At 44.9% G+C, this 12974-nt stretch carries 10 protein-coding genes; 5 read left to right on the forward strand and 5 right to left on the reverse strand.

What is annotated here, in order from left to right; genetic code table 11:
* The first annotated feature begins 19 nt into the window (after positions 1-19).
* The 5 genes from rapA (at position 20) to KIH87_RS15580 (ending at position 6759) form a co-directional block, all read left to right on the forward strand.
* Positions 20-2896 (forward strand): RNA polymerase-associated protein RapA, encoded by a 2877-nt coding sequence (gene rapA, locus KIH87_RS15560; protein WP_232358769.1) that lies wholly within the window; start codon positions 20-22, stop codon positions 2894-2896.
* A gap of 28 nt (positions 2897-2924) precedes the next feature.
* Positions 2925-3617 (forward strand): pseudouridine synthase, encoded by a 693-nt coding sequence (locus tag KIH87_RS15565; RefSeq protein WP_232358770.1) that lies wholly within the window; start codon positions 2925-2927, stop codon positions 3615-3617.
* A gap of 92 nt (positions 3618-3709) precedes the next feature.
* Complete coding sequence (locus tag KIH87_RS15570; RefSeq protein ID WP_232358771.1) at positions 3710-4795, forward strand: DUF3530 family protein; 1086 nt, start codon at positions 3710-3712, stop codon at positions 4793-4795.
* Between the two features lie 187 nt (positions 4796-4982).
* Entirely contained in the window at positions 4983-5306 is a 324-nt protein-coding gene (locus KIH87_RS15575; protein WP_232358772.1) for a hypothetical protein, read from the forward strand.
* Between the two features lie 148 nt (positions 5307-5454).
* Positions 5455-6759: an AmpG family muropeptide MFS transporter gene (locus KIH87_RS15580; protein ID WP_232361508.1), complete on the forward strand. Its 1305-nt coding sequence runs from the start codon at positions 5455-5457 to the stop codon at positions 6757-6759.
* 7 nt (positions 6760-6766) lie between these two features.
* Here KIH87_RS15580 and KIH87_RS15585 read toward each other — a convergent pair whose 3' ends face one another.
* The 5 genes from KIH87_RS15585 to ptsP all read right to left on the reverse strand — a co-directional run bounded on the left by KIH87_RS15585 (position 6767) and on the right by ptsP (position 12970).
* Positions 6767-7723 (reverse strand): GGDEF domain-containing protein, encoded by a 957-nt coding sequence (locus KIH87_RS15585; protein WP_232358773.1) that lies wholly within the window; start codon positions 7721-7723, stop codon positions 6767-6769.
* A 3-nt stretch (positions 7724-7726) separates the two neighbouring features.
* Positions 7727-8737 carry a response regulator gene (locus KIH87_RS15590; RefSeq protein ID WP_232358774.1) on the reverse strand — a complete coding sequence of 337 codons (1011 nt, stop codon included), beginning with the start codon at positions 8735-8737 and terminating at the stop codon, positions 7727-7729.
* A 55-nt stretch (positions 8738-8792) separates the two neighbouring features.
* Entirely contained in the window at positions 8793-9626 is an 834-nt protein-coding gene (locus KIH87_RS15595) for a thymidylate synthase (RefSeq protein WP_232358775.1), read from the reverse strand.
* A gap of 40 nt (positions 9627-9666) precedes the next feature.
* The gene (gene lgt / locus KIH87_RS15600) at positions 9667-10464 is read right to left on the reverse strand and encodes a prolipoprotein diacylglyceryl transferase (protein WP_232358776.1); all 798 of its coding nucleotides are present in this window, start codon (positions 10462-10464) and stop codon (positions 9667-9669) included.
* Positions 10465-10690: 226 nt separating this feature from the next.
* Positions 10691-12970, reverse strand: coding sequence for a phosphoenolpyruvate--protein phosphotransferase (ptsP, locus tag KIH87_RS15605; RefSeq protein WP_232358777.1), 2280 nt, complete (start codon positions 12968-12970; stop codon positions 10691-10693).
* Between the last annotated feature and the right edge of the window lie 4 nt (positions 12971-12974).

Raw genomic sequence — 12974 nt, forward strand, 5'->3', positions numbered from 1 at the left:
CAGATGTAAAACGAATTTAATGAATCAAACAGCAGCTTTTTATCCTGGCCAACGCTGGCTCAGTAATGCCGAAATGGAACTCGGACTTGGTACTGTCATTGCCGTCACAGACAGAGCGATCAATTTATTATTTCCAGCGACGGGAGAAGGTCGCAATTACGCCATAAAAGACGCCCCGCTGACCCGCGTCGCCTTCAGTGCTGGCGATACGGCTGACCACGCAGAAGGTTGGAGTTTCAGTATCGAATCGGTACAAGAGCAAAACGGCATGCTGACTTATTTTGGCGTCCGTAGCGACTCAAAAGAAAAGGTGGAAGTAAAAGAAACCTTTTTAGCACACGATTTCCAACTGAACGCCCCTGAACAACGCTTATTCAGTGGTCAGTTTGACAACCCCAAATGGTTCGATATTCGTAAGCAATGTCTGTTACAACAGCATGCACACCTAACCTCACCCTTATTAGGTTTTGTTGGCGCACGAGTAGAACTGATTCAACACCAGATCCACATTGCCCGAGAAGTGGGTCAACGTTTCGCACCACGTGTTTTGCTAGCTGACGAAGTGGGTTTGGGTAAAACCATCGAAGCGGCGTTGATTATCCACCAGCAACTATTAACCGGCAGAGCGCAGCGCGTGCTAATTGTTGTGCCTTCAAGTCTGGTGCATCAATGGCTGGTTGAAATGCTGCGCCGGGTCAACCTCGCCTTTGCTATTTTTGATGAAGAACGCTGTGACGCAGCCAGTGAAGATGGCGGCAATCCTTTTGAAAGCGAACAGCTGATTTTATGCAGTCTCGATTTCCTGACCGAGAACGAAAAATACTTCGGCCTTGCCCGCGATGCGGGCTGGGATTTATTGGTCGTAGACGAAGCCCATCACCTACGCTGGAGTCCGCAAGAAGCGTCTCAGGAATATCAGGTTGTTCAGGAAATTGCAGCTAACACCAAAGGCGTGCTTCTGCTTACTGCTACACCAGATCAACTTGGTCATGAAAGCCATTTCGCTCGCTTACGATTATTAGATGCCGACCGCTTTCATGATTACCAACGTTTTATTGAAGAAGAACAACAATATGCTGAGCTGGCGCAAGCCATTGCGCCTTTATTGAGCATTCTTGATTCTGGTACAAGCCATATCGACACGCTAAGCCTTGAACATATTAAGGCAATAGAATCCTTTGCAGGTAAGCAGGAGTGGTTGTCTGCACCTGAACAACTGAAACCAGACGCTATCAACAAGCTGATTTCCGAGTTGCTGGATCGACATGGAACCGGACGCTTATTGTTCCGTAACAGTCGCAACAATATTGCAGGTTTCCCGAAACGTATTCTGAATTCCTATCCATTAGCTATGCCTGCAACCTATAAAGAAGCGGCAGAAAGTGGCAAACCGGATATTCATCCAGAAGCGGGTTTACGTAAGCGTTTGGCTCCTGAAAAAGCCATGCTGGATGCCAAAGAATGGCACGATGAAGACCCAAGAGTCAGCTGGTTTATCGAAAAGTTACAAGCACTGCAAGGCAAGAAAGTCCTGACTATCTGTGCCAAAAGCTCCACAGCCTTAGCCTTGGCTGAAGCGGTTCGCTTAAAATCAGGCATTCGCACTGCGGTTTTCCACGAACACATGACTATTGTGGATCGCGATAAAGCCGCCAATTACTTCGCTCAAACCGAAGACGGTGCGCAAGTATTGATTTGTAGTGAGATCGGCAGTGAAGGACGCAACTTCCAATTTGCCCATCATCTGGTTCTGTTTGATTTACCATTAATTCCCGACTTGCTGGAACAGCGTATTGGACGCCTTGACCGTATCGGTCAAACTCAGGACATCAACCTGCATGTTCCTTACTTCGAAGGCTCAGCTCAGGAAGTGATGCTGAATTGGTATCATCAATCGCTGAATGCGTTCGAGCATACCTGCCCTACTGGCGGTGTAATCTATGAACAGGTGCGTGAAGAGTTAGGCAACTGTCTGCGTCAACCTCAAGATAGCGACGCTACAGCGCAGCTGATCGAATCGACCAAGCACCTACACCTGGACATGCTACAGAAGCTGGAACAAGGAAGGGATCGCCTGTTAGAACTGAATTCTTCGGGTCAGGGCAAAATCGCACCATTTATCGAATCCATCCAAGACTCCGATGATTCTCCTTATCTGGAGAAATTCATGAGTAATCTGCTGGATGGGCTTGGTGTTGCGCAAGAAGAGCGTGACGAGGAAACCTACTTCCTACGTCCAACTGAAAGCATGATCAGCACCTTGCCAGGTATGGATGATGAAGGTATGACGGTGACTTATGAAAGAAAAACCGCCACGCAACTAGAGCATGTTCACTTCCTGAGCTGGGATCATCCATTGGTGAATAACGCCATGGACATGCTGTTGGCGGAGAATAATGGTAAGAGCTCCGTTTGTCTGTTTACCGACAAAACCAAACCCGCCGGTTACTTTTGGCTGGAATGCCTATATGTGCTGACAGGTCACGCCGACAAGTCTTTGCAATTGCATCGTTTCTTGCCTCCAACACCAATCAATATCAGTCTTGATGCCAAGCAGACACTGATCACCGACGAGTTCCAGGATCTGCAATCAGTAAAAGGCAAGATAGGCCGCCAATTGTGTCAGGCTCTGAACAAACACATTACAAAGACATTGGAAAGCGCTTCACAACTCGCAGAAAAACAAGCCAACCAGATTATGCATACCCAAGCTGAACAGGTGAAACAGCTATTGGGAGATGAAATCAATCGCTTGTTATCTCTGAGCAAAATCAATCCATCGATTCGAGAAGAAGAAATCCAGTTTCTGCAAACTCAATATGATGGCTTGTTGAATGCCATTAGCAGCGCCAAGGTTCGTCTGGAAGCGGTTCGCCTGATCGTAAACAATCCATAAGCCTGTTTATTCAATGGCATGACTCTCAATGGCAATATTGAATTACCAACCACCCACCAATCCATACATTAAGGTCGTCTATCAAGACGACCATGTGTTGGTATTGGATAAGCCCAGTGGCTTGCTTACCGTGCCGGGAAAAGCGCTGGAACATAGAGATTGCCTGCAATTACGAGTGCAACGAGTCTTTCCCGAGGCTCGCATTGTGCATCGGCTGGATATGGCAACCTCCGGGCTTATCGTTATGGCTTTTGGAAAATCCAATCAAGGCGCGATAGGCAAGCAATTCGAACAACGGCAAGTAGACAAAACCTATCAGGCTCTGGTTTGGGAGCATATTGAGGATGATAGCGGCACTGTGTCTTTACCTCTTATTTGTGACTGGCCGAATCGCCCGAAACAAATGGTGGATCACGAAAGAGGCAAACCCGCCACTACACACTGGCAGGTCAAGTCACGCAACCTGGAAAACAATGTCTCTCTGAAAAAGAACATCCCTTTTAGTTTAGTGGAATTGAAACCGGTAACGGGACGTTCCCACCAATTACGAGTGCATATGTTAAGTCTGGGACATCCCATATTGGGTGATCGGCTGTACGCACATGAACAAGCCTTGGCTGCTCGCCCGAGGTTACAACTGCATGCATGTCAGTTGTCATTTAAGCATCCACAAACTGACGTGCAATTGAACTTTGAATCACCTCCCCCTTTTAATATTTAATAACGAGTTTGAATTAATAAAACTTCCAAAATTAAAGAGATAGCGGAAGAAACCGATATAGTCAGCATAAACATCAAATCGGGAAATGGGCTTTGTTGCGACGCTATCCTTTTATCATTCTTCTGACGCTTGTGGCACTTATGCTGTTCACGGCATGTACCTTTGCACAGGAGCAGCAACAAACGGAACAAGCCAGTCAAAGGCAGCAAGAAAATTCAGATACCAGCAATGGAGCCCAAGGCTCGAATGAAGAAGCTGATACAAAAAAGAGCTCGGAAGAGAACGCTGGAGAACAAGCCCCAGTCGAGCCCAAACAGAAACTCCCCAACCGAGCTAATTTACCGCCTCCGGTTAATATCGCAATAACAGAGCAAATTAAAGCCGACATTCAACGCTCAATCGAGCCAGATTTTTATCGAACCACACTGGTTGGCGAAGAAGAAATTCTTGTGGTTATCAACGAAGCCAATATCGCCCTCACCAAAGGCGTTGCTATTATCGTTAGCGAATCTGGCGTGAACAGCTTGAACAAATTTGCTTTAGCTTCTCTGGTTGAACCCATGAATGATCATGGCTGGGTGACAATATTGGTTCCGGCGCCTACGTTGGGGCTAAGAGGTTATCAGCAACCACCTCCAACCGATGCTAATGCAATGATGAATAATGGACAGAATGACATTCAGGTTAACGCGAACAACAAAGAAAACATTGCCCCTTATTATCAGTCTCCACTGATTCATGAAGACGATTTTAAAGCTCACGAGCAACATATGTTGCAGCTGATGCAGTCTATTGTGCAATACAGCAGCAACTATCCAGGGTTCTTTCTGGTAATAGCACAAGGCACCTCTGCGGCCTGGCTAGCGAAAATCTATTCAGAGCAACAAATTCCTCAACCCGATGCCTTTGTCGCAATCAGTGCCAACTGGCCTGAGCATAAATATAATAAAGAATTACCGGAGTACATTGCCCAAATGCACGCCCCTGTTTTGGATATTTATAATCGTTGGGATACGGAATGGACAACAAAAACGGCCAAAAAACGCTCAATCGCAGCAGAGCGAGCATTGAAATTACATTACCGACAACGAGAAATTGTGGGTCAATCTTTTGATCACAATCAATTCATATACCTGTCTAAAGAAATTTATGGATGGCTTACGTATATGGGTTGGTAGCACTTACTAACCCTAAAAGAACCAGGTAAATAATAACACCAATGGCGTTTTATCAAGTCATTTTCGGTATTCAAAATCATACCAGTTTTCAACCAGATACTTTTATGTATTCCTATCGCCAAGATAAACCGAAAAAAAGCAACTATACTCACAGCAAGTGACTTAACTAAATCTTTGAATACTATCTGTGACAGTTGAAAGCTTTATCAATGCCAAAGCATCTCAGTTAGCTTACTTTGTCAGAGCCTTCTGGGAAGAGCGTATCCCTTATTCAGAAATGAATCTGTATTTCTGGGATACGCTTGAGGAATGGGTTCAGATAGAAACCTCAACCCATGAGCCCGACTCTCATAAAGAGAGGGTATTCTGGCATCTGCTACACCAAATACACTTTTGGCCTGAGCATAAGCTCATGCTCGACCCTTACCTGCGCACCGAACTACTGACCTGTGTAGAATTTCTGGAAGGCGCTCAGGTCTATCCTCTTGATTGTGTGGGCGTGCGTCCTTAAGAATTTAAAAACTTGTTTAGTTGCTTTCCCAAGACAAGCATGATCAAATAGCCACAATATAATAATAACGCTAGCTATCAGGTCATTCTTGAACCAGTTCATCCAACACCTTTCACACTATAAAGACAAACGGATCCTGACGATTTTCATGTTTGGTATCTCTCAAGGATTCCCTTGGGTGATGATCGGTTCTGCGTTAACGGCCTGGTTAAAAGAAGCGGACTTATCACGCTCCGCCATCGGCTTATTTGGTGTTATTTTCGTTTCCTACTCCATCAACTTCTTATGGTCGCCATTACTGGATCGATTCCAACTTCCTCTTCCCGGGATCAAAAAAATGGGATTGCGTCGAGGATGGATCTTCTCCATGCAGCTATTTATAGCCGCTTGCTGCATAGTCATGGCAAATATGGAAATTAATCAAAGCCTATTCTATATCGCGTTGCTGGGATTAGTTATAAGCATCTGCTCAGCGACTCAGGATGTGGCGATTGATGGCTATCGTATAGACATTATTCCTACGGAAGATAAAGACAATCTTTCCGCCGCATCAGCCGCGGCAACAGCAGGTTGGTGGACGGGTTACGGTGGCTTGGGTGCTATTCCTTTTTTTATTGCGGACATCCCAGGCTGGAGCTGGTCTCAAAGTTACTATGTACTGGCAGGAATAATGCTGCTACTAGGTGTTCCGGTTCTGATGGCGAAGGAACCCAATATTGACCGGGAGCGAATGCTGGAAGGCGCTGACAGGTTTTATCATTCAGCCATTGATAGTGCAATACAAGCGAAAACCTGGCAGCGCATTACAACCTGGCTGCTCATTACCCTGGTTGAACCCTTTCGAGAATTTTTCAATCGTAACGGGGTCAAATTGGCTTTATCGGTTCTGCTTTTTATCTTCCTGTTCAAAATGGGTGAAGCTTTTCTGGGTAGAATGTCGATTGTCTTTTATAAAGAAATCGGCTTCAGTAATACCGATATAGGCAGCTATTCCAAACTGTTGAACTGGTGGGTGACCATTCTCTTCGCCGCTATTGGAGGACTGGTCAATATTCGCTACGGCATTTATCGAGGTTTAATGATTAGCGGTATCGCCATGGCATCCAGCAACCTGATGTTTGCCGCTATTGCCATTGTGGGACCAAGTAAACCGCTTTTCATTGCTACCATTTTTGTTGATGGCTTCACCAGCGCCTGGTCGTCCGTCGCCATGGTCGCCTTTATATCACTAATGTGTAATCGCGCCTTTTCTGCCACTCAATATGCCCTGATGGCATCATTGGGCGTACTCGGACGCACAGTATTAGCTTCATTAAGTGGTTTTATCGTGGACGGAATGGATGGCAACTGGGCAGGGTTCTTTGTATTAACCACTGTGATGGTATTCCCCAGCCTCATATTTCTCTGGCGTATCAAACACCATATAGATGGCTTGGAAAGCAGAAATACGTAAGTTCAGGTTATTTATTTAAAACCGTGCGATTTCTGCCACTTTCCTTGGCTTCATACAATCCTTTATCAGCACGATCTATCCAGACTGAATGGGAACTGTAAGATGGATCCAGTTTGGCAACGCCCAAACTCACCGTAAATTTGATAGGCTTACCTTCGTATTCAACAGGTAAATGCTCTGCCAATTTACGAATTCGCTCAGCTACCACAAATGCTTTATCAGCATCAGTATCCGGTAAAATAACCGTGAATTCTTCACCACCGTAACGCCCTGCAACGTCGGTTTCCCGGATCGCCGTAGTGATAATACGCGCCATCGTCTTGATGACTTTATCTCCAGCAGGATGCCCATAGTTATCATTAATAGATTTAAAATGGTCAATATCCAGAATAATCAGAGATGCATTGCCACCTGAGCGCTTGCTACGTTTGTATTCATGTTCACACTGTTCTTCCCAGTAACGGCGGTTATACAAGCCCGTTAAACCATCGGTGCGACTCATTTTCTGCAGTTGTTCGTTTGCAGCCTGAAAACGCTGTTTACTAATAGCCTCATCGGTAACGTCATAAACAACAGTGCAGATTTGCTCGACTTCACCAGACAAAGAAGTAAGCGGGAACATAGTCACGTTCTGATACATGTCCTCAACCGACGAGGTAATAGGACGGTAAGCAGGGAAACGAAACAGGTAGTTACGTTGTTCCCAGATAATAAACGCCGGGCTACGCAGTTTGAAAACCGGATCACACTTTTGGCGAAACCAGCTTTCATCAATTTCAGAAAACAGTTCAAACAAGCATTTATCAAGTACAGTAGAAGGCATCATGCCGCTATGATTCTGCATGAACTGATTCCACATCTTAATATTGAAGTCACGATCCAAAATCAGGATGCCAACTTCAATAGAACCCAGCAAGTCATGCTTAAGATGAAAATCTTCGAGAGCGCTCAGATCTTCTGTCATCTGTTACTCCACAAAATTCACTAATTTCTGGAAGATCATTTCCATCGCCGTATCCGGGAACATCAACATCAGGTCGAAGTGGATATCGCTGTCTTCAATAGAATAGGCAATCTCAATGGCAACCACCTTATTCCAACGACTGATACTACTTTCAAGTAGCTGCTTTAAATCACAATGTCGCCCAAGCACAATGGGATGATTTTGACTGAATCTCACATCCAGTTGCTCAGACAAAGCATTCAAACATGCACCAACAAGAATATTGGAAATGTCCATCAGGGCTTCAAGTTCCAACTTCTCAGTCAGGTTATTACTACTGTATTTAAGCAACTTAACCATACTGGCAAAGTTGGCGTCATTAAAAATCAGTAATGCTTCGCCGTTAATACCAGCACTAACAAAGCCCTGAGAAATGGCAGAGACCGAATTATTCTCATGAATTTCCGCGATAGCCATATGCAACTCGGTAGAAGCGATCTCATTCACATTGGGGATGGGCAAGTTAATAAAAACACCGAGCAATCTAGCCAACTTATCTCCCGCCTGCCCCATGGCAACGTTTGCCATTTCACGATAGGCGTCGAGTTTATCCACTCCTTTTTCCGGAGTGTTAACCATGGCAATAGAAGAATGCACAGACACTTCACCTTCATACAAACCATATTGGCTCAGGATCTGGCATAACTTGGCCTGATCAACAGGCTTACGAATAAAATCAAGTGCTCCTAACTTCATCATCCGATCACGCGCTTCAGGCTGTACGTCACCGGAGACAATGATAACCATGGTGGGAAGGTCTTGTTCCTTAATTCTGAGCATGGTTTGATAACCATCCAAAACCGGCATATTAAGGTCTAGAAACATCACTTCGGCTTTGCCCTGGGCAATCATTTCCAGTGCTTCTTCGCCATTTTTGGCATAGCTAACATCAACGTCCCAACCTTCCGGTATGGATCGTGCCATTTGCTTTCTGGCAAACCCTGAGTCGTCACATATTAAAACCGAAGTTGTCATCGGGAGACTTAAACCTTCAACAGTTACTATATTAATCAGTAAATTATAATTTTTATTATATTGCTACTGGTGCCTTAATATGAGGATGGCATTCATAATCCAGTAGTTCAAAATCATCATAGGTGTAAGCAAAAATATCTGTTACACCGGGTTTTATTTTTATTGTAGGCAGTGAATAAGGTTGACGCGTTAACTGCAACTCAACTTGTTCCATATGATTTAAATACAAGTGAGCATCACCAAGTGTATGAACAAAATCTCCCGGCTCTAACCCGCAGACTTCGGCAACCATCATGGTTAACAACGCATAACTGGCAATATTAAACGGCACACCTAAAAATACATCGCCACTACGTTGGTACAACTGACAGGACAATTTACCATCAATTACATAAAACTGAAACATGGTATGACATGGCGGCAAGGCCTGCTTGTTTTGAGCCGCATTCTCTTTTGGACTTAGAGACGAATCCGGTAGTGCTGATGGGTTCCATGCACTCACGATCAAGCGACGAGAATCCGGGTTGGATTTGATTTGCTCGATCACGTCAGAAATCTGGTCAATACTGCCGCCTTCAGGAGTTGGCCAACTACGCCACTGGTAACCATAAACCGGCCCCAACTCACCTTCATCGGTTGCCCATTCATCCCAAATACTCACACCATTTTCATTCAAGTAAGCAATATTGGTTTCTCCTTTAAGAAACCAAAGCAACTCATGAATGATGGAACGTAAATGACACTTTTTAGTTGTCACTAACGGAAATCCATCCGCCAGATTAAAACGCATCTGATAACCAAAAATACTCAGTGTACCCGTACCAGTTCGATCTTCTTTCTTAACGCCGTTGTCTTTTATGTGGCGCATTAATTCTAGATACTGTTTCATTTAGATTGCTTACTTTTTATCTACTAAATCAATTACTCATTCATGCATTGGCGACATGTTGCTTTTTATAGGCATAGATAATAAATCCGATACCAATAAAGCACATAGGTAGTGACAACAACTGTCCTTGCGACAGATACTCGCCATACAATCCAATGTGCGCGTCTGGCTCTCGATAAAATTCCACAATAAATCGGAACAAACCGTATCCCAGCAAAAACAGACCAGAAATCACTCCAGCCGGACGAGGCTTAATCGACACCAGCCACAGCACAGCAAACAACACTACACCTTCCAGAAAGAATTCATAAAGCTGCGAAGGATGTCTTGGTATTGGCCCCGCTCCAGGAAACACAAAAGCCCAGGGTACATCAGTTGTGCGCCCCCACAATTCCCCATTAATAAAGTTTCCAATGCGCCCCATGCCTAATCCTATCGGAACAAGTGGAGCCACAAAATCACCGACCATCAATAATGAAGCTTGCCTCTGTCGGGCAAAATACATAAGGGCGGCAATAACACCGAGCAAACCACCATGAAAGGACATTCCGCCTGTCCAGATTTTAAACAGATAAAGCGGCTCAGATAAAAATAAATCGAACTGGTAAAAGAAAACATAGCCAACGCGACCACCAATAATCACGCCAAGGAATCCGAAAAACAACAAGTCACTTAATTGTTCCTCAGTCCATCCTGTACGATACAAACGACGTCTTGCCAGCCACCACGCAGCGCCAAAACCTATCAGGTACATCAAGCCGTACCAACGAAGAGCCAAAGGCCCCAACTCAAAAATAATCGGATCAATTTCAGGGAATGTTAAATAGTTATTTGCCATTAAATCGTTTTCCAAAACAGCGTAGTGTCTGTCGTTTTATCTATTGTTATAAATAGCGCTTCCAAGCATCCGAAGCCTTGGGTTTTATCATTCGCCCTGTTAATTACTCCAAATAAGTAATGGTTAAAGCAAAGACTTCGAGACTGGCCGAAAAAACGCAGAATGTTATCAGAAATGGCAAGCATACAACACTATTGTAAACAGAATATAACCCGGCAATTAAAGGTTACTTGCCCGCTCTCACCAAGCCACCCAGCCCCATATTTTCCAGTTCAAGATTTAATAATTCCTGTACTTCTTCGGGATCAGATTTTTGCAGAATATCTGCCAACAATTGCTCAGCTCTAGCCAGTTTCATATGACTAACCACCCACTTTGCTTTCGCCAAATTCTGACCATTAACGCTTAACTTGCGATATCCCATTGCCAATAACAACACGATACCACCAGCATCTGAAGCCATTTCACCGCATAAAGTGATAGGTTTATCCAAACCTGACACAGTTTCTGCTATTTGTACCAACACCCTCAAGACAGAAGGGTGGTAACTATTATAAATATTGGAAACTCTGGCATTGTTTCTATCCACAGCCAACAAATATTGCGTTAAATCATTACTGCCAATTGAGAAGAAATCCACCAGCTTGGCAACTTCATGTAGTTGATAAATGATCGCGGGCACTTCCAACATAACACCCACTTTAGGGCGATTGAGTACCTGATTTTTCTTCACCGCATCTTCATTCACTTCATAATATGCTTGGCTAATTAGGCGTTTGGCTTCTCGAACTTCCGACAAAGAGGTAATCATAGGCAGCATAATCTGCAAATTCGAATAGCCAATACTGGCTCGCAACATTGCCCGCACCTGAACAATGAAGATTTCAGGATGGTCGAGTGTCACTCGAATACCACGCCAACCCAGAAATGGATTATCTTCGGTATAATTCAAATAAGGCAGCGGCTTGTCGCCCCCCACATCCAGGGTACGCATGGTGACGGTTTTGTCTGGGTATGCAGTCAACATCTGACGATACAGCTCGACCTGCTCCTGCTCTGATGGAAACCGCTCACGCTGCATGAAAGGAATTTCGGTACGATATAGACCAACACCATCACCAGAAGCCAGATAATTGGCATCCAACTCCGCAGACAACCCGGCATTAATAAGCAATTCGATACTGCAGCCATCTTGTGTTGTGGCTTCGATATCAGCGTATCCAGCAATCGTCTGTTCCAGCTCTTGTTCTTCTTCGACCAACAGTTTGTAGTGCTCTAGAGTCCCTTCGTCCGGGTTGACTTTGATCTCCCCAACATAACCATCCAGCACCAATTGCCGTCCACCAAACAACGACAAAGGCACATCAGAGATCCCCATTACCGCCGGGATCCCCATCGCTCGAGCTAAAATCGCAGTATGAGAATTTGTCGCGCCTTTCAAGGACACAATCCCTTTCAAACTGCCCGCCGGATATTCAGCCAACATGGCGGCAGAAACTACATCCGCGACCAATATCACTTCATCCGCAACTTGTTCGAAATCAGTCTTCTCAGCGACCAGATGCAAAAACACTCTGTTACTCAAATCAGCAACATCGATGGCACGTTCTCGCATGTAAGGGTCAGACATTCTGGAAAAGCGATGCTGATAATCTTCCGACACGATTTTCAAAGCCGATGCAGCATCCCAACCTTCTTTAATCTTGTCTTCCACTTCATGCCCAAGACTGTTGGCATCAAGCAATAGATCATACATTTGGAAGATAGTGGCAACATCTTCTGGAACGCTACCTTCAATACGCTCATTCAGCTCGGCAATATCTTGCTTGGTTGCCACAACCGCAGCTCGATATTCTTTAACTTCCCGCTTGGTTTTCTTACTCTTACGCAGTACATAATCTCGAAGATGGGCTCTGGCACTAGGCACCACGCCTTCACCAATTGCCAGGCCGGGAGAACCAGGAATACCCCAGATAGAGCGCTGCTTATGAGTTTTAACTCCAGACTCGCTAAGTTGCAAAGCGCCTCTGGCTTCAGCATTGGCAATCTCTAACGCCATTTGAACAGCCAACGTCACTAGCAAGGCTTCATCTTGCTCACTAAATTTTCGACGCTGCTTTTGCTGAACACTAATAACGCCAAGCACTCGACGTTGATGAATAATGGGGGTGCCTAAAAAGGCATGATAGGATTCTTCTTTAACTTCAGGGTAGTGTTTGAAACGCGGATGCGCTTGAGCATCCGCGACATTGATAGGCTCTTCTCTTTGCCCGATAAGGCCAATGAGCCCTTCCGAAAACCCGATTGCCACGCGCCCAACGGCGTCGGCAGACAAACCTTCTGTGGCAACCAAACGAAAGTGTTGTTCTTGATAGTCAGCCAAATACACACTGCAACAGTCGATTTGCATAACCTCAACCAAACGTTGAGCAACACATGTCAATGCTTCTTCCAAAACCGGGATCTGGCTGATTTCCTGCACTATTTCCTTCAGTTTTGTGAGCATAGTG

The organism is Paraneptunicella aestuarii (assembly GCF_019900845.1).
GTDB lineage: Bacteria > Pseudomonadota > Gammaproteobacteria > Enterobacterales > Alteromonadaceae > Paraneptunicella > Paraneptunicella aestuarii.

Excerpts from the sequence above, each read along its gene's own strand:
- rapA (WP_232358769.1), top strand. The coding sequence starts at position 20 with ATGAATCAAACAGCAGCTTTTTATCCTGGCCAACGCTGGCTCAGTAAT.
- KIH87_RS15565 (WP_232358770.1), top strand. The coding sequence starts at position 2,925 with ATGGCAATATTGAATTACCAACCACCCACCAATCCATACATTAAGGTC.
- KIH87_RS15580 (WP_232361508.1), top strand. The coding sequence starts at position 5,455 with ATGTTTGGTATCTCTCAAGGATTCCCTTGGGTGATGATCGGTTCTGCG.
- KIH87_RS15585 (WP_232358773.1), bottom strand. The coding sequence starts at position 7,723 with ATGACAGAAGATCTGAGCGCTCTCGAAGATTTTCATCTTAAGCATGAC.
- KIH87_RS15590 (WP_232358774.1), bottom strand. The coding sequence starts at position 8,737 with ATGACAACTTCGGTTTTAATATGTGACGACTCAGGGTTTGCCAGAAAG.
- KIH87_RS15595 (WP_232358775.1), bottom strand. The coding sequence starts at position 9,626 with ATGAAACAGTATCTAGAATTAATGCGCCACATAAAAGACAACGGCGTT.
- lgt (WP_232358776.1), bottom strand. The coding sequence starts at position 10,464 with ATGGCAAATAACTATTTAACATTCCCTGAAATTGATCCGATTATTTTT.
- ptsP (WP_232358777.1), bottom strand. The coding sequence starts at position 12,970 with ATGCTCACAAAACTGAAGGAAATAGTGCAGGAAATCAGCCAGATCCCG.